This is a genomic window from Novosphingobium resinovorum (genome assembly GCF_001742225.1).
Lineage (GTDB): Bacteria > Pseudomonadota > Alphaproteobacteria > Sphingomonadales > Sphingomonadaceae > Novosphingobium > Novosphingobium resinovorum_A.
In genome coordinates this window covers 3,573,427-3,590,942 of record NZ_CP017075.1, presented here as the reverse complement: position 1 = coordinate 3,590,942, position 17,516 = coordinate 3,573,427, and the positions used below count along the sequence as shown (strand labels likewise).

At 64.5% G+C, this 17,516-nt stretch carries 10 protein-coding genes and 1 riboswitch; of the genes, 4 read left to right on the top strand and 6 right to left on the bottom strand.

Annotation, left to right across the window (positions count from 1 at the left end; genetic code table 11):
- Together BES08_RS16730 and BES08_RS16725 are read right to left on the bottom strand one after the other, a co-directional pair.
- Complete coding sequence (locus tag BES08_RS16730; protein WP_036526239.1) at positions 1–939, bottom strand: hypothetical protein; 939 nt, start codon at positions 937–939, stop codon at positions 1–3.
- A 20-nt stretch (positions 940–959) separates the two neighbouring features.
- Entirely contained in the window at positions 960–2,150 is a 1,191-nt protein-coding gene (locus tag BES08_RS16725; RefSeq protein ID WP_083274769.1) for a glycosyltransferase, read from the bottom strand.
- Positions 2,151–2,496: 346 nt separating this feature from the next.
- Here BES08_RS16725 and BES08_RS16720 point away from each other — a divergent pair, with 346 nt between their 5' ends.
- Entirely contained in the window at positions 2,497–4,839 is a 2,343-nt protein-coding gene (locus BES08_RS16720; RefSeq protein WP_069708987.1) for a TonB-dependent receptor, read from the top strand.
- A 92-nt stretch (positions 4,840–4,931) separates the two neighbouring features.
- Positions 4,932–6,659: an alkaline phosphatase D family protein gene (locus tag BES08_RS16715; RefSeq protein ID WP_069708986.1), complete on the top strand. Its 1,728-nt coding sequence runs from the start codon at positions 4,932–4,934 to the stop codon at positions 6,657–6,659.
- A gap of 91 nt (positions 6,660–6,750) precedes the next feature.
- Here the strand turns inward: BES08_RS16715 and rpoD are convergent, their stop codons facing one another.
- Positions 6,751–8,790 carry an RNA polymerase sigma factor RpoD gene (gene rpoD / locus BES08_RS16710; protein ID WP_036526135.1) on the bottom strand — a complete coding sequence of 680 codons (2,040 nt, stop codon included), beginning with the start codon at positions 8,788–8,790 and terminating at the stop codon, positions 6,751–6,753.
- A gap of 359 nt (positions 8,791–9,149) precedes the next feature.
- On the bottom strand, positions 9,150–9,827 hold the full coding sequence (locus BES08_RS34595) for a cold-shock protein (protein WP_069708985.1): 678 nt from the start codon (positions 9,825–9,827) through the stop codon (positions 9,150–9,152).
- A gap of 390 nt (positions 9,828–10,217) precedes the next feature.
- Positions 10,218–10,462: riboswitch (cobalamin riboswitch) on the top strand.
- A 171-nt stretch (positions 10,463–10,633) separates the two neighbouring features.
- Here BES08_RS34595 and BES08_RS16700 point away from each other — a divergent pair.
- The gene (locus tag BES08_RS16700; protein WP_069709313.1) at positions 10,634–12,676 is read left to right on the top strand and encodes a TonB-dependent receptor; all 2,043 of its coding nucleotides are present in this window, start codon (positions 10,634–10,636) and stop codon (positions 12,674–12,676) included.
- A gap of 244 nt (positions 12,677–12,920) precedes the next feature.
- On the opposite strand, the gene BES08_RS16695 is transcribed toward BES08_RS16700, so the two are convergent.
- Entirely contained in the window at positions 12,921–13,370 is a 450-nt protein-coding gene (locus tag BES08_RS16695) for an Rrf2 family transcriptional regulator (RefSeq protein WP_069708984.1), read from the bottom strand.
- An 86-nt stretch (positions 13,371–13,456) separates the two neighbouring features.
- Between BES08_RS16695 and BES08_RS16690 the strand changes: the two genes are divergently transcribed.
- Positions 13,457–14,236: a class I SAM-dependent methyltransferase gene (locus BES08_RS16690; RefSeq protein WP_069709312.1), complete on the top strand. Its 780-nt coding sequence runs from the start codon at positions 13,457–13,459 to the stop codon at positions 14,234–14,236.
- A gap of 143 nt (positions 14,237–14,379) precedes the next feature.
- Here BES08_RS16690 and BES08_RS16685 read toward each other — a convergent pair whose 3' ends face one another.
- A complete protein-coding gene (locus tag BES08_RS16685; RefSeq protein ID WP_069708983.1) occupies positions 14,380–17,514 on the bottom strand; it encodes an efflux RND transporter permease subunit in 3,135 nt (1,044 codons plus the stop codon).
- Positions 17,515–17,516: the final 2 nt, after the last annotated feature.

Below are 17,516 nucleotides of genomic sequence, written 5' to 3'. Positions count from 1 at the left end.
TCACGGGCGTTTCTCCGGATTGGCGAGGTCGTTGAAGGCGATGAGCGCGCCCAGCACGAGGTGCGCGGCGGTGATCAGCCCGGCCATGAGCGCCATGAGCGTGCCGATATCCCGCTCCTCGCCCAGCACCACGACGGTTATCCCTGCGAACAGCAGGTCCTTGTTCGGCACCAGCGGCAGGCGCGAGACGAGCAGGCGCAGGGTCGAAAGGTAGAGCCACCAGCTCAGCGCGACATCGGGCAGCACGATGTGCCACAGCAGCGCGAGGAACACGGTCGAGACGACGATGCGCGCGAAATGGACGCGGGTGATCATCCAGAGGTCGTCACGCGAGAGGCTGAAGACCTTGCGGCGGAAGGCCATGGCGCCCAGCGAGATCGCAAGAATGACGCCCAGCGACCCGGTCAGCAGGCGCCCGTCGATGCCCAGCTTGTCGAAGCCGAGCGAAGGCACTGCGAAGACCAGCAGCGCCATCGTCACCACGTTGCCGGTGACGGCCGAGAGGATCGACACGTCCTTGACCGTGCCGAACGGCGCGGCGGTCAGGGTGACGCGGCTGCGCGCCCAGGTGTAGAAATACGCCTCGCCGAGATAGCCGAGCAGCAGTTCGTTGTAGATCTTCTTGCGCAGCAGCGCGAGCACGCCGCTGCCCGGAATGCGCCACAGCTTCCAATAGATCAGCCACTCGCTGGCGGGGGTGATGAGGTAGTAGCCCGCGAAGATCAGCCAGAACCCCGGCGATGTCGGGATCATCTGCGGCAGACGGCGCAGCTCGACGCTGTTCGTCTCGTGCAGCACGGCGGCGATGACCGCCAGTGACAGCAGGATGGAGAATACCGCATTGCGCCCGCGCTTCGCGGTGCGATCCTGAGGGGTCAGTGCGATGGCCGCCAGATCGACGCCGTCTACGGTAGCAGCCACGGTTGCAGATTGAGACAAGGTGATCTCCGGGGTGACAGTCACTGGGAGCGCCGCAGCGACCGGCAGGGCGCCAGCGTGCTGAGGGCAAGGTCGCGGCGGCGCTCGGCTTCGCGGCGCGAGACGACCGCGCGCATCAGGTCGAGGTAGCGGCGCGCGGCGCCTTCGAGTTCGTAGTGCGCGGCGACGGCGCGGGCGCGCGTCGGATCGCCGCGCAAGTCGCGCAAGGCCGCGATCCCTTGCGCGAAGCCATCCTGGCAGCGCACCGGGACCATCAGGCCGGTGCGACCGTGGTCGAGCAGGCTCGCCATGCTGACGCAGCAGTCGGTGGCGAGGATCGGCATGCCTGCCGCCAGCGCCTCGACCACGACGCCGGGCAGGCCCTCGTAATCGGAGCTGAGCAGCAGCGCGTCGTGTTCGGCCAACAGCGGGTCGATCGTCGCGACATGGCCGAGAAACGCGACCTGCCCGGCGATGCCCAGCGAACCGGCGAGCGCTTCGAGAGGACCGCGTTCGGGGCCGTCCCCGGCGATGGTCAGGCGGTCACCGGCGCGGGCTCCGGCGGCGAAGGCCCGCAGCATCAGCGCAAAGTTCTTCTGCGGCGCGAGACGCCCCGCCGCGAGGTAGCGCATGCCCCAGGCCGAAGGCGCGCGCCGTTCGATGCGGCCAAGCTGGATCAAACGGCGACGATTGAGGATCGGATTGGCAATCACCTCGACTTGACGCGGCTGCGCCAGCATACACTCGCGCACTTCGCGGCGCATCGGCTCGGACAGCGCGACCAGCGAATCGAACAGCCCGCCTTGCGCCCGCAGCCAGGCGCCGTAGCCCCGGCGCATGGCCCCTGACATGTCGGGACGGTGCAGCGCATTGCTGATCTTGAGCAGCATCGGCGGGGCGTGGTGGCCCATCAGCAGCTTCATGGCCGCGCCGATCACCGCGTACGTATTGCCGGGGCAGAACACCACGTCGACACGGTTTTCGATCAGGAAACTGTAGAGCGTGTGGACCATCCACGGCGTTCGCCACGATGCCGTTGCCTGCTGGAACCTGGGCCGCGTGGGCAGGCTCCAGTAATCGAGCGCGGGCGCACTGCACAGGCCCGCGCCGCCCGGACGGCCGAGAACCACGGTAACCTCGTGCCCCGCTTCGCGCCATTGCGCAGCCAGGCCGAGGGCGACGCGCTCGACGCCGCCCGGCTCAAAGCTGTGAATGGGGATCGCTATGCGCAATGGTTCCTGCATGTCCTTCCGACGCCGCCAGCCGTCTCGTTGCGGTGGCCTCTATGGACGGGTCATTTCGGGTTTGTGACGGTGATGCAGCCCGTCACGCAGCGGACATGCCAGCGACTTCGAAACGCCATGAAGCGGCTCTCTCGTACGCAGACGCACAAAGTCGGGTCTATGCGGCGTGTAACTTTCGATCATCGCCCCGAAACCTGGGACGGCTGGCGCTTTCACGTCACAAAGGTGTCGCGAAACCGACTGTAAAACGTCTCCGAATTGACTGCAGGGCGTCAGAATAAGCGCGCAGATGCTGCGCCGCACAAGCTTAACGCTACAGGGGGTTCACCAAGCCATGCGCGCCATTTCGATCCGCCGTATCTACATTCTCAGCACGAGCCTTGCCGCCATCGCCGCGAGCACTCCGGCGTTTGCAGACGAGGCAGCCGCCGACGCCGCGGCCTACGACAGCGCGGACACCGCCGACGCCATCGTCGTCACCGGCCAGCGCACCACCTACAACAACGCCGCGCTCGACGAGACGCTGATCGACGACAAGTCGCCGATCGCCTCGGCCATCGACCTCATCGGCACCCTGCCCGGCGTGCAGGTCAACGAGGGCGACGCCTTCGGCTTCGACGACTGGTCGACGACCTACTCGATCCGCGGCTACCAGACCAACCTCGACACCCAGCAGGTCGGCATCACCATCGACGGCCTGCCCAACGGTGGTTCGGGCTACGGCGGCGGCTCCAAGGCCAACCGCTTCATCGACACCGCCAACATCGGCACCGTCGAGGTGTTCCAGGGCACCGCCGACATCGCCTCACGCTCGAACGAGGCGCTGGGCGGCACCATCAACTTCGTCACCGCCGACCCCATCGACGACATGCGCGTGCGCCTGTCCGGCTCGGTCGGCGACTATGACGCCAGCCGCTACTACGGCCGCTTCGACACCGGCCTGATCGGCGGCGTTGCCAAGGCCTGGTTCTCCTACGGCCACCAGCAGGCAACCGACTGGATGGAAGGCTCGGCCAAGAACACGCGTGACAACTTCGCGATGAAGTTCATCGTCGATACGCCCGTCAAGTTCACCGGCTACGCCAGCTACGATGATGCCTACGAGAACAATTACGACCAGATGTACTCGCCCGAGCAGTACGCCGCGAGCCCGCACCAGGACGGCCTCAACGGCGTGTGGACCGGCGTTCCGGCGGTGGACCAGAACTATCGCGGCGTCTGGGGCACCACCCGCAAGAACTTCTTCGCTTACCTGAAGGCCGAGACGAAGATCGCCGACGCGCTCGATCTCAAGGCCTCGGTCTACTACCATGACATGGCCGGGCGCGGTGACTGGGCGCCGCCCTACATCGTCAACGTCGGACAGGACACCTCGGGCGTCCAGAGCGAGATCAACGGCACCTCTACGGTGAAGGGCACGCCCGCATGGTGGGCCACCCTGCCCGCCGGTTCGGGTACGCCGACCTACTTCGCGACCAACGCCGCCGGCCAGATCGTCGCGCCGACCGCGGCTGGCGCCATCCAGCAGCAGTCGTTCCGCCACACCCACTACCGCAAGGACCGCCTCGGCGGCACCCTCGACAGCGCCTGGACCATGCAGTTCGGCGCGCTTGAGAACACCCTGCGCGGCGGCGTCTGGTACGAGGACACCCACCGCCGCGAATGGCGCGACTGGCACCACGTCAGCGACACCCGCGTCGGCCCGGCCTATGACGCCACGCCCTACTGGACGCAGTACGACCGCAAGTATCCGCAGACCACCTTCAAGTGGTACGCCGAGGACCAGGTCCAGTTCGGCCCGGTCACCGCGAACTTCGGCGTCAAGCAGTTCATCAACCACCTCGACCGCGAGGACCTGTTCGGCGAGAGTTCCAACGTCGGCGTCAAGTCGAAGTCGAAGGTGCTGCTCTCCGGCGGCGTCCAGGTCGAGCCGATGACCGGCCTCGACCTGTTCGGCGGCTACTCGGAGAACTTCAAGGCGCTCTCCGATACGCTGCTCGAATACAGTGCTGACGCGTTCTCCAGCATCAAGCCCGAGACCGCCGAGAACTGGGAAGCCGGTGCGCGCTACTCCAACGGCATGTTCAACGCCTCGGCTACATGGTTCAAGAGCAAGTTCTCCAATCAGGTGATCTTCGTGCCCAGCTCGACCTCGGCCGGACCGGATTACCTGAGCGAAGGCGACGGCCGCTTCTTCAACGCGGGCGGCATCGACTCCGAGGGGTTCGAACTGCTCGCCAACGTCCGCCCGGTTCACGGCCTGACCCTCTACGGTTCGTACACCCACATCGATGCCAAGTACCGCGGCACCGGCAATGCCGAACTGGACGCGGAACAGGGCGTGACGGCGGGCAACCGCGTCGCGGGCATTCCCAAGGACATGTGGGTGCTGTCGGGCACCTACAACTACGGCCCCGTCACCCTGGGCCTGACCGGCAAGTACACCGGCAACCGCTTCGTCAATGCGAGCAACGCCTGGACCGCAAAGAACTCCTTCATCACCGACCTTTCGGTCGCGGTGAAGGGCGAGGGCCTGACCGATACGCTCAAGGACCTGACCTTCGCACTCAACATCACCAACCTGACGGACGAGGACTACCTCGGCGGCATTTCGGGCAACTACGCCTGGATCGGCACTCCGCGCACGATGGTCTTCAGCGTCACCGCCGACTTCTGACGGTAGCGCGAGGGGCGGGTCGGCGTTCGGGGGGACGCCGGCCCGTCCTTTTCCTTTGCAGCACAGCACACCAGAACACAGGATTGCCCGCCATGACCATGCTCCAAGCCCATCAGGTTTCCCGCCGCGCCCTGCTGGCCGGTATGGCAGGAGGAGCGGCGATCATGGCGCTGCCGATTTCCGCCCTCGCCGCCACAGCGGTGAACCCGGTGTTCCGGCACGGCGTCGCCGCCGGTGACCCCGACGCTTCGAGCGTGGTGCTCTGGACCCGCGTGACTGTGCCCGCCGCCACCGATGTGCAGTGGGAACTCTCCGATAGCCCCGCCTTCGTGAAGATCCTGAAGTCCGGCACGATGCGCACGGACGCGGAGCGTGACTTCACCGTCAAGGCGCTCGCCACCGGCCTTCCGGCGGGCGGTACGTTCTTCTACCGCTTCCGCATGGGCAAATCGGTGTCGCCGATCGGCCGCGCCCGCACCTTGCCCGAAGGCCGGGTCGATACGCTCGGCATCGCCCTCGCCTCGTGCTCCAACTATGCCTTCGGCTTCTTCAACGCCTACGATGCGATCGCGAAGGATCCGGCGATCGACTTCGTGCTCCATACCGGCGACTACATCTACGAATACGGCGGCAAGGACGGCTGGGGTGAAAACATCGCCCGCACCATCGGCCGCGAGCACGCCCCCGCGCACGAGATCGTCACCCTCTCCGACTACCGCACCCGCCACGCGCAGTACAAGACCGACGCCGGATCGCTGGCGATGCACGCGCAGCACACCCTGCTCGCCTGTTGGGACGACCACGAGAGCGCGAACAACCCCTGGACCGGCGGCGCCCAGAACCACCAGCCCGAAACCGAGGGCGACTGGGCCACGCGCCGCGCCGCCTCGATCCGCGCCTATTACGAATGGATGCCGGTGCGCGAACCGGAATGGCTCGACGTCAAGGGCCGCACCCGCATGCAGTTCTGGCGCGCCTACCGCTTCGGCGACCTCGCCCTGCTGCACACGCTGGAGACGCGCCACACCGCGCGGGCGAAGCAGATCGAATACCTCGACCATGCGCAGGAAATCGTCGACGACGCCTCGGCCGAGAAGTTCAAGCGCGACGTCCTCGGCGCCCCGAACCGTCCGCTGATCTCGCCCGAACTGGAAACGGACCTGGAGGCCGCTCTCGCCCGTTCGGTGAAGGACGGACAGCCCTGGCGCGTGATCGGCTGTCCGATGGTGATCGGCCGCCTCAACGTGCCCGACCTTGCGAAGCTGGGCGTGCTGCCCGACCCGTTCCCCAAACTCGCCGCTGCGAAGACGAAGGAGGAACTGGCGAAGCTGGCAGCCGACCCGCATGTCTCGCTGGCGTGGCGCGGCCGCTGGAACCTGCCCGACTACACCGACGCCTGGGGCGGTTACCCTTGGGCCCGCGAGCAGTTCTATGCCCTGTCGCGCCGCGCAGGTGCGGGCGATCTGGTGTTCCTCTCGGGTGACAGCCACAGCTTCTGGACCAACGACCTGGCCGATGCACAGGGACGCCCCACGGGCATCGAGTTCGGTACGGCGGGCATTTCCTCCCCGGGCGATTTCATGGACAGCGGCTTTGGCGAGGACATGTCGCCCAAGCTCGATAAGGCCTACGCCGATCACATGCCTGAGGTGGTATGGACCGACAACATGCATCAGGGCTACGTCCGCATGCAGTTCGGCCGTAAGACCGGCACAGCCAACTTCGTCGCGGTCAGCACCGTCCTGTCGCGCGACTACACGACAAGCGTGATTCGCAAGGACGACTTCCGCCGCGACGGCAACCGCGTACGCTTCGCCTGATCTGAACCACGAACGATGCCAACCGACACGGACGGGGGGATCGCCCTGCGTCCGTATCGGCCGCGTGCCTGTGATGTTGAACGGCCTGTGCTTAGTCGAGGAACGCTCGCATGATGCGTGAACGGCTCGGATGCTTGAGCTTGCGCAGCGCCTTGGCCTCGATCTGTCGGATACGCTCGCGAGTCACCGAAAACTGCTGTCCGACCTCCTCCAGGGTATGGTCCGTTGGCATCCCGATGCCAAAGCGCATGCGCAGCACACGCTCCTCACGCGGGGTCAGCGATGCCAGCGTGCGAGTTATCATTTCCTTCAGGTTGGCCTGAATCGCCGCGTCCACCGGGATTACGGCGTTCTCGTCCTGGATGAAGTTGCCAAGGCTGCTGTCTTCCTCATCGCCGATCGGCGTTTCGAGCGAGATAGGCTCCTTCGCGATCTTCAGAACCCGCTTCACCTTTTCGAGCGGCATCGACAGTTTCTCGGCCATTTCCTCGGGCGTGGGCTCACGGCCCTGGTCATGGAGGAACTGACGGCTGGTGCGCACCAGCTTGTTGATCGTCTCGATCATGTGGACCGGGATGCGGATCGTGCGAGCCTGATCCGCGATCGAACGCGTGATCGCCTGCCTTATCCACCAGGTCGCGTACGTCGAGAACTTGTAGCCGCGGCGGTACTGGAACTTGTCGACCGCCTTCATCAGCCCGATGTTGCCTTCCTGGATGAGATCCAGGAACTGCAGACCGCGGTTGGTGTACTTCTTGGCGATCGAGATCACCAGACGCAGGTTCGCCTCGACCATTTCCTTCTTGGCGATGCGCGCTTCACGCTCCGCCTTCTGGACCATGTTCACGATGCGGCGGAACTCGGGGAGCGCCATGCCGGTGGCAGTGGCGATGTCCGAGACTTCCAGACGGATGCGCTCGGCAGGTTCAGCCTCGTTTTCTGCGAAGGCAGCCCACTTCTTGTCCTTCCCGGCCACTTCTGCGACCCAGGCGTCGTCCAGTTCGCGGCCCGTGTAGGCTTCGAGGAAATCGGCGCGCTTCACCTTGTGCCGCTCGGCCAGACGCAGCATCTGCCCGCCCAGCGTCGTCAGGCGGCGGTTGAAGGTGTAGAGGTTGTCGACCAGATACTCGATCTTGGCCGCATGGAACTGCACCGATTCCACCTGCGCGGTGAGATCCTCGCGCAGTTGCAGGTACTGGTCTTCCTTGGCGACCGGGAAATCGATTCCCAGCGCCAGCGCGTCGAGCCGATCGCTCTGCAGGCGCTCGAAGGTGCGGAACAGTTCGGTGATAAGCGCGAACTTCTCCAGCGCCTCCGGCGTAAGCGCGGCTTCCATCTGACCGAGGGAGAGGGTGTTGTCCTCTTCATCGTCCTCGACCTGCCGCTTGGGGATCGGATTGCCGTCCTCGTCGACTTCCTCCGAGTTGTCCTCGCCGGAATCGTCATCGTCCTTGAAGGAAGGCCCGGCGGTGGCAGCGGAAATCTCGCCGTCGCCATCGCCCTCACCGTTTTCGGCCAAATTTTCGGGCTGCGGCTCCTTGGAGAGCATCGCGTCGAGATCGAGGATCTCGCGAAGCTGCATGTCGCCGTTGTTGAGCGCTTCGGACCAGCCGATGATCGCATGGAAGGTCATGGGGCTTTCGCAAAGCCCCATGATCATCATGTCGCGGCCGGCTTCGATGCGCTTGGCGATGGCAGCCTCGCCCTCGCGGCTGAGCATCTCGGCCGCGCCCATCTCCTGCAGGTACATGCGGACCGGGTCGTCGGAACGGGCGAGCGTGTCCGCCTTGCGGGTCTCGCCGGGGCGGCGCCGGGAATTGCCTTCGTCGAACCCGGTATCCGAACCGGAATCGTCATCGCCGCCATCGACGGCTTCCACGCCGTCTTCCTGCTCACCGTCCTCATCGTCATCATCGTCGTTCTCGACGATCTTGACGCCCATTTCCGAGATCGCGGCCATGATGTCCTCGATCTGATCGGTGGTCATCTGGTCCTGCGGCAGCGCGGCATTCAACTCCTTGACCGTGATGACGCCCTGGCTTTTGGCGCGCGCGATGAACCGCTGGACCGAACCCTTGTCCAGGTCGAGAAGAGGAGAGTCGTTGTCGCCGCTGCGATCGTCGTTAGTCATGCAATCCGTTGTCGTTATTGGCCTTTTCATGACGATGGTGACGCCAGGACAAGGCTAGGTTCTCAGATCATCAGCCTGATGATGCCGGTGAAGGGCGGCCTACAGGCAGGGATGAACCACTTCAGGTCTAAGGTTCAAGCAATGCGGCCGGACATCGGTTCCAGGAGGAAGCTGGTCCGCCCGCATGCTGCACGTTCGAATCAAGGAAACACGTCCCTCGTCCCGCAGTCGGCCTGTCGAAGGCAGCTTTGATCAAGGCCTTCGACATAAGCCGCTCGATGTCCGTCGCCGATCGCGATGCGATCGAGGAAAGCCCGAGATGAGGCCATGACCTCCTGCGGCAGCCATGGCCAGATCAGTCAGCGCTGGACCAGATTCACGGCCGACGCCTTGCCCCGGCGATCGATCTCGATTTCGAATTCGAGTTGATCGCCTTCCGAAAGGCCATGCAGACCGGAGCGCTCGACGGCGCTGATATGCACGAACGCATCAGGCTGACCGTCATCGCGGACGATGAAGCCGAAGCCCTTCATGCTATTGAAGAACTTGACGGTGCCGGTGGCCTTCTCGCCAGTGGACTGATTCTGAACAGGTGCGGCACTTCGCTCGCGACGTTCGGCAACGATGACCTCGCCCACGATGGTCAGTTCGGAAGCGGAAATCTTGCCGCCTCGCTCGACCAGCTGGAATTCCAGCTGCTGACCTTCCGCCAGCGTTTCGAGGCCGGCGGACTGCACGGCGCTGATGTGCACGAATGCATCGTCGCCGCCGCCTTCAAGCTGGATGAAGCCGAAACCCTTGTCGGGGTTGAAGAACTTGACCGTCCCACGGCCCTGACCGACAACCTGGCCCGGGCCGCCGCGCGAACCGCCACCGCCACCGCCAAAACCGCCGCCTCGCGATCCGCCGAAGCCGCCACGCTGGCCGCCACCGAAGCGGTCACCACCGCCAAAGCGATCGTTGCCGCCGCTCCAACGATCATCGCCGCCGCCGAACCGGTCGCGACCTTGGCCGCGATTTCCCCTGTCGAATGTCATCTTTTAAGTACCTTAAGCTAAGTCCGAGAAACCTATCCTCGCGAGTGAACGTAGCACGCAAGGCCGCAGAACCCGTTTCAGGGTGCAGGATGAAAGGCGATAGCAGCGCAACGACGTCTTGGCGACCAGAGTTCTGCGATCGGCTGCGATGCATGGCACGGAGGCGACTTTAGCACAGCGATGACCGAAATTTCACGCAATTCGACAATCGATCCGGCCGCCGCCGACCCTTGCCACGCGCTCGGAAGCAAATTTTGCTCCCCGGAGCGGCCCGTTAGCCCTGGCATCGCTAGTCGGGAGTTCAGGATACAGGCCGTACCTGGACGCCATACAGACAGGCTTGTGCCGTGAAACCGTTTGAGATAGCGCGCCATATCTGCCCTTCATTGGTGCAGACAAGATCGCGCTGGTGCCTCGAAAGAGGCTTAAAAGGGAACACGGTGAGAAGGCATGCCCTTCGAATCCGAGGCTGTCCCTGCAACTGTAAGCGGTGAGCGCGATGCATATGTGCGGTGGGGCAAAGGTTCCTGCCGCCAGTCACTGGGCCGGACGCTGCAACATGCGAGGCCTGGGAAGGCCTTGCATCGTCGCATTGACCCGTGAGCCAGGAGACCTGCCTGCGTCTGGTCGCTCATGCCGTGGTCCAGGGGGTGGCCAAGGCCCGGAATCATTCCGTTCGAGCGACGAACCAGCGGTGGAGGCCGCATCGGTTCGCGCAGACGGTCGCCCGCGGCGTCCGACCGCCGGCGCGCGTCGACCGTCTTGATGGCGGCAAGCCTCCCACCCAGTCGCAGGCGTCGGGGGGAATGATGATGAATTTGATGAAAAGCGCTGCGCTGGTGCGCATCGTGGCAGGCACCGCAATGGCGCTGGCGACGATGCCCGCCTGCGCCGAAGAGGCATCCGCCGGCGGCGCGGATGGCGGTTCCGGCGAAATCGTGGTGTTCGGACGCGGCGAGGCCAAGATCGGCACCGCCCATGCCGCCAGCGAGGGCAGCGTCGGCGGTTCCGACCTGCTGGTCCGTCCGCTTCTGCGGGTCGCCGAACTGCTTGAGGCGGTGCCCGGCATGGTAGCGGCGCAGCATTCGGGCAGCGGCAAGGCCAACCAGTACTTCCTGCGCGGCTTCAACCTCGATCACGGCACCGACTTCACGACTTATATAGATGGCGTGCAGATGAACCTGCGCAGCCACGGGCATGGCCAAGGCTATCTCGATCTCAACGGCCTGATCCCCGAGATCGTCGCCCGCGAAGACTTCCGCAAGGGGCCGTACCGCGCAGATGGCGGCGACTTTGCACTGGCCGGCGCGGCCTACATGACGACCATCGATGGGTTCGACCGCCCGTGGATCTCGGTAGAGGGTGGATCGTACAAGTCGGGGCGGCTGGCCGCCGGTGGCAACATCAAGGATGTGGCGGGTGGCAGTCTCACGCTGGTGGGGCAGGCCAAGCGCTATGATGGTCCCTGGCAGGAGGCCGAGCATCTGCGGCATTACTCCGGCTTTGCGAAGTACATCGCGTCCGCTGGCGAAGGCACCGTCGAAGCATCGCTCCACGCCTACCACGCCACTTGGCGGCCGACCGAGCAGATCCCCGAGCGGATCATCGGCAGTGCGCTGTGCCCTGACGAATTCTGCTCCCCCGATCCTTCGGCGCGTGGCCGCACAACGCGCTTCGTCGGCAACGTCGCGGTGCGACAGCCGAACTGGAGCGCTAATGTCTATGCCCAGTACTACGACTGGAACATGTATTCGAACCCAACTTATGCCGATCCGGACAGCACCAGCGCGCAGATCGACCAGTTCGACAAGCGCTGGGTCGTGGGTGTCACCGCGCGCAAGCAATGGGCTTTGGGCTCGACGCTGCAACTGAGCATTGGCACTGAAAACCGCTACGATCACATCGGCAACGTCGGGGTGAATCGTACCGAAACCCGCGCCTTTTTGTCCTCGTTGGGTCGATATCACGTCGAGGAACTGTCCGGCGCGCTCTATGGCGAAGCGACCTGGAAGCCGGTGCCCGGCCTCAGGCTAACCGGAGGCCTGCGAGGCGACTATTACCACTACGCCGTCCGCGCGCGCGACGCCATGGCGACCGAACTGGGAACCGGCAGCGGACACGATTCGATCGTCTCACCCAAGGTATCGGCAGCCTACGAGATCGTCCCGCAGTTCGAAGTCTATGCCAACTGGGGCCGCGGCTTCCATTCCAACGACGTGCGCGGTGCGGTGAACGTGGAATCGCCCGTGCCCGTTCTGGTGCGCGGCACTGGCAAGGAACTTGGCGGGCGCCTGCAACTGGGCACCGTCTCACTGACCGCGACGTACTGGTGGCTCGACGTGGGCAGCGAACTGCGCTTCGTCGGCGATTCCAACGCGGTGGAGCCGACCGGCGCCAGCAAGCGTCATGGCTACGAGGTGGTCGGGTTCTGGCGCCCGCTGCCGTGGCTGGCGCTCGACGGCAGCTATGTCGCCAGCCACTCGCGCTACGACAACGGAGATCGCATTCCCAACGCGGTCGAGAACGCGGTCTCCGCCGGCGCGGCGATCGTGCTCGATCCGTGGGAGGCGAGCGTGCGCGTCCGGCATCTCGGCCCCTACCCGCTGATCGAGGACAACTCGCTGCGCGACAAAGGCAGCACGATCGTAAACGCCCGCGCCGCATGGAAGGGCCGCAAGATCGAGATCTACGGTGAGGTGCTGAACATCTTCGACAGCCACGACAAGGATATCGCCTATTACTACGAATCCTACATCCCGGCGTTCGACACCAATGGCCCGGTCGAAGGACGTCTCAGCCGCGTGATCGAACCACGCACGTTCAAGATCGGCGCACGCTACACGTTCTGATCACCAGCCACGCCCTGTCCCGTCATTCGACGGGATAGAGCGTCGGTTGCCGCTTATCCGGGCCATGATCCGGGGATGCGTGCTACGCTTCGTGTACATCTACACCGTACCGCAAGAAGCGACGAGCGAGACCATAAGCGACATTGAGGCCTGTCTTGCGGCTGGCGCATGCAACCCGCCAACTGGCCTCAGCCTGCCGCTGGACCGGATCGTGGGGCGCATGCAGGGTTGGAAGAAAGGCCGATCAGGCTGAATGTGCACTCGCCATCTCGGAAGCGCTGCGCGCATCAAAGGTTCGGCCCAGGTCAGCGAGCTTCACAGCACCCAGCCGGGCGACCAGCAAAGCCTCCGCCTCCGAAAGCGCCTCCGCCAGCGCCTCGTTGACAGCCGCCTCAACCGCGCAATCAGGATTGGAATGCTCGCTGCCGATAGCAAAGATGCGTGGTCCTCCTACCGCTCGATGTACGTCGAGGAGCGACACGGTCTCCAAGTCTGCCGCGATGGCCCAACCGCCACCATGCCCTTTTTCCGAGCGCACATACCCTGCCTCGCGCAGACCAGCCATCGTGCGTCGGACGACAACGGGATTGGTTCCCAGCATCTCTGCGATAGTTTCGGACGTCATTGCCCCCTCATGCCGCGCCATATGGAGCAGCACGTGGAGCATTCGCGAAAGGCGACTGTCATTACGCATATTTCGATTCTTCGCATTCCAGCCGGATTGGCAAGCATCATGTTTCACGATACTTATTATGTTACATGATTCGTGGAGCGTTCGAAATGCGAGAGTTCGAGAACCCTGATCACTGGGATGCTGCCGCTCGGCACTATGAGAAGACTGCGCACCCCTTCACTGCTCGCTATGCCGAGGCGGCGGTTGCGAGAATATCCCTCGGGTCCGACAGCCACGTGCTGGACATAGCCGCAGGCACCGGTGCTTTGGCACTGGCTGCCGCGCGAACAGGCGCGAAGGTGCTGGCAACAGACTTTTCTCCAGGCATGGTCGCTCGTATCGCCGCCACCGGTCACCCCAATGTCGAGGCCAAGACAATGGATGGGCAAAACCTTGCGCTCCCAGACGGAGGGTTCGACGCCGTCTTCTCGATCTTCGGGGTCATCATGTTTCCCGACTGGCGCAAGGGGTTGGCCGAAATGGCCCGCGTTACGCGCCCTGGCGGCCACGGCATCGTGGCAACCTGGCAACAACGCGGTGCCGCGACCTTTCTTCTGCTCGGAGATATCCGTCGAAAGCTCTTCCCCGGCCGTGATGGCATGGCAATGCCGGAAGCCGTCGGCGTCCTCAGCGATCCGGGGAACTTCGCTCGCGAAATGATCCTTGCGGGCTATCGCGATCCCCGGATCGAGCCAGTGACGCATGATTATGAGCTCGACGTCGGGGCACTCGACGATCCCGATACATTGTTCGGCATGTCGCCCGACTGGACGAGCCTCAATGATGGGGAAAAGGCAGAAGTTATTACCGAGGTCAGGCAGATGGCGGGCGAACGCTCCGTATTGCCGATCCCTTCAACCGCGCTGATCGTGGTCGCTCAGCGTTGATATGCCGGGATCGTGCGCGACTGGTCGGGATTGGAGAGCGCCGTACTCGACCCTTTTCGGGGGTCCAGCGATCAAGCTCCGCCATACAGATGTATGGCCATCGGCAGTTGCTAGTGCAGCGAGGGCCAAGCGAAGACTGAAGATCAAATATCTGCATGCTTCTCCTGCCTCTTCTCTTCTCCGGAGAGCCAGAGCAGGGACATCGGCAGCAGCAGGAGCATGAATGCGGTGGCGGAGATGATGCCGCCCACGATCACGCAGGCGAATGGTCGCTGCGTTTCGGAACCGATGCCGGTGGAGAGCGCCGCCGGCAGCAGGCCCAAACCGGCCATCAGCGCCGTCATAAGGATCGGCCGCAGGCGGTCGATGGCGCCTTCAAGCACGGCCACGCGATAGGCATCGCCGTTCTCGTAGCGGTGCGTGATGTGCTCCAGCATGACGACACCGTTCTGCACCGATATGCCCGCCACGGCGATGAAGCCGACCGCTGCGGACACCGACATGTGGAGCCCCGCCATCGCCAGCGCCGTGACGCCGCCGACCGTGGTGAAAGGCACCATCGCAAGGATCAGCAAGGCGGAGCGCACCGAGCGGAATGCACCGAAAAGCAGGATGAAGATGCCGAACAGCGCGATCGGCACGATCACCTCCAGACGCTGCATGGCGCGCTGCTGGTTTTCGAACTGGCCGCCCCAGGTCATCTGGTAACCCGACGGCAACTTGATCTTGTCCTTCACCGCCTTCTGCGCATCGACCACGAAGCTGCCCTGGTCGCGCCCGTCGACGTTGGCCTTGATCGCCACGTTGCGACTGCCGTTCTCGCGGCTGATGCGCGATGCACCGACCTGAACCGAGACTTGCGCGATTTCACCCAGCGAGATCGTGCCGCCCTGTGGCAGCGGCACCTGTAGATGCGAGAGATCATCCACCGCGTTGCGCTGATCCGGGGCAAAGCGCACGACGATGTCGAAGTTGCGATCCGCTTCGTACGCGGTGCCGACCGTCGCGCCGCCGAAGGCGGTGGCGATGGCGGTGTTGGCATCGTCTGCGTTGAGGCCGTAACGAGCCATCGCATCCCGGTCGAGCACGGCGCGCACTTCGGTCTGGCCGCCAATCTTCACGGCATCCACGTCCGACGCGCCCGGCACCGCAGCCACCACCCGCGCGGTCTGCTCGCCCAGTTGCTCCAGCACGTTGAGGTCCGGCCCGGTGATCTTCACCGAGATTTCGCCCTTCACGCCCGAAAGGCTTTCCTCGACGCTGTCTTCGATCACCTGGCTGAAATTGGTGGGTACGCCGGGGATCTTGTCCACCTGCTTGCGCATGTCATCCTCAAGCGCGGCCTTCGAGCCGAACTTGGAACGCCATTCGCTGCGCGGCTTGAGGTCGATCAGCATCTGCAGGCTGGACGGTCCCTTGGGGTCGGTCCCGTCGTCCGGGCGGCCGGTCTCGGAGCCGACATGCGCTACTTCCGGGTAGGAAAGCATGATTGCGCGCACACGCTTCTCGACCTTGCGCGTGGTCTCCATCGAGGCCGAGGGCGTGAGCTGGACGGTGAGCCAGATGTTGCCTTCGTCCAGCTTGGGCAGGAACTCAGAACCCAGACGCGGGATCATCAGGAAGGCCAGCACCAGCGCCAGCCCGGAGGCCACAACCACCGCCTTGGTGCGCGGCAGCGCTTTCTCCACCGTGCTGCGATACCCATCGCGCAGACGGTCCATCCAGACGATGTGCTTTTCCGCCATGTCGTAGCGTTCGACAAGGAAGCTCAGCACCGCCGGCAGGAACGAAAGCGTCAGCACCAGCGCCGCGCCCAGCGCAAAGGACAGCGTCAGTGCAACCGGCGAGAACATCTTCCCTTCCACGCGCTGGAAGGTGAAGATCGGCACGAAGGCCATGATGATGATGGCCTTGGAGAACAGGATCGGCCGCGCCAGGTTGGCCACCGTGTTGCGCAGCACCTGGTTGCGCCGGATTCTGTCCGGCTGCACGCCCCCGTGCCGCGCCGCTTCCAGCGACAGCGCGACCATCAGCGCCTCCACCAGCACAACGGCAGAGTCGATGATGATGCCGAAGTCCACCGCGCCCATCGAGATCAGGTTGGCGGGCACGTTCACCGTATTGAGGCCCGCGAAGGCCGCCAGCAGTGCCAGCGGAATGATCGCCGCGACGACCAGCGCCGCGCGCCAGTTGCGCAGGAACACCAGCAGCAACACCGTCACCAGAGTGGCGCCGACGACGAGGTTTTCCGCCACCGTCTCCACGGTCTTGTCGAGCAGCTTGGTGCGCTGGTAGGTCGCGCGGATCTGGATCGGCGGCTTGCCCGTGCGCTTCGCATCGGCCTGGAACTGCGCGTTCATCTTGTCCACCGCGTCGCGCACGCCCTGCACCACCACGGCGGCGTTCTGGCGCTTGACCATGGTGACGATGCCTTCGCTGACATCGTCCTTGTGGTCGTAGGCAACCATGCCGCTGCGTTCGGGCGTGCCGATCTGCACGTCGCCCAGATCGCGCACGCGCACGGTATTGCCGTTCTGCGCGCGGACCACGGTATTGCCGACATCGTCGATCGACTTGTAGAGGCCTACCCCACGTACCACGACGACTTCGTCGCCGCGCGGGATCACGCCGCCGCCAACGTTTGAGTTCGCCTTGCCCACGGCGGTCTGCACGTCGGCCACGGTGACGCCGTAGCGCTTGAGCAGATCGGGGCGGACGAGGATCTGGTACTGCTTGATGCTGCCGCCGAAGCTGGTGACATCTGCCACGCCAGGCACCATGCGCAGCGTCGGACGTACCACGAAGTCCTGAATCGCGCGCGCTTCGTAGAGCGGCATGTCCGCCGGCTTGTCCAGCACGTAGCGATAGACTTCGCCGACCGCGGTGGACAGCGGCGCCAGACTGGGCGTTACGCCGGCGGGCAAATTGGCGTCCCGCAGCTTTTCCAGCACCTGCGAGCGGGCGAAGTAATCGTCCGTGCCGTCGTTGAAGATCAACGTGACCACTGACAGCCCGGTGATCGAGACCGAGCGGATGTCGTTCACGCCCGGCGTACCCGCCAGCGCGCGCTCGATCGGCAGCGAGATGGACCGCTCCATCTCCTCCGGCGCCTGCCCGGCCTGCTGGCTGATGACCACGACCTGCACGTCCTGCACGTCGGGGAAAGCCTCGATCGGCAGGCTCATCACCGCGCGGCCGCCGACGATGATCAGGGCCACGACCATGACGATCACGAAGATCCGCTTCTCGACGACGAAGCGGGCCAGTCTTTCCAACATCG

Excerpts from the sequence above, each read along its gene's own strand:
- BES08_RS16720 (WP_069708987.1), top strand. The coding sequence starts at position 2,497 with ATGCGCGCCATTTCGATCCGCCGTATCTACATTCTCAGCACGAGCCTT.
- BES08_RS16715 (WP_069708986.1), top strand. The coding sequence starts at position 4,932 with ATGACCATGCTCCAAGCCCATCAGGTTTCCCGCCGCGCCCTGCTGGCC.
- rpoD (WP_036526135.1), bottom strand. The coding sequence starts at position 8,790 with ATGACTAACGACGATCGCAGCGGCGACAACGACTCTCCTCTTCTCGAC.
- BES08_RS34595 (WP_069708985.1), bottom strand. The coding sequence starts at position 9,827 with ATGACATTCGACAGGGGAAATCGCGGCCAAGGTCGCGACCGGTTCGGC.
- BES08_RS16700 (WP_069709313.1), top strand. The coding sequence starts at position 10,634 with ATGATGATGAATTTGATGAAAAGCGCTGCGCTGGTGCGCATCGTGGCA.
- BES08_RS16695 (WP_069708984.1), bottom strand. The coding sequence starts at position 13,370 with ATGCGTAATGACAGTCGCCTTTCGCGAATGCTCCACGTGCTGCTCCAT.
- BES08_RS16690 (WP_069709312.1), top strand. The coding sequence starts at position 13,457 with ATGCGAGAGTTCGAGAACCCTGATCACTGGGATGCTGCCGCTCGGCAC.
- BES08_RS16685 (WP_069708983.1), bottom strand. The coding sequence starts at position 17,514 with ATGTTGGAAAGACTGGCCCGCTTCGTCGTCGAGAAGCGGATCTTCGTG.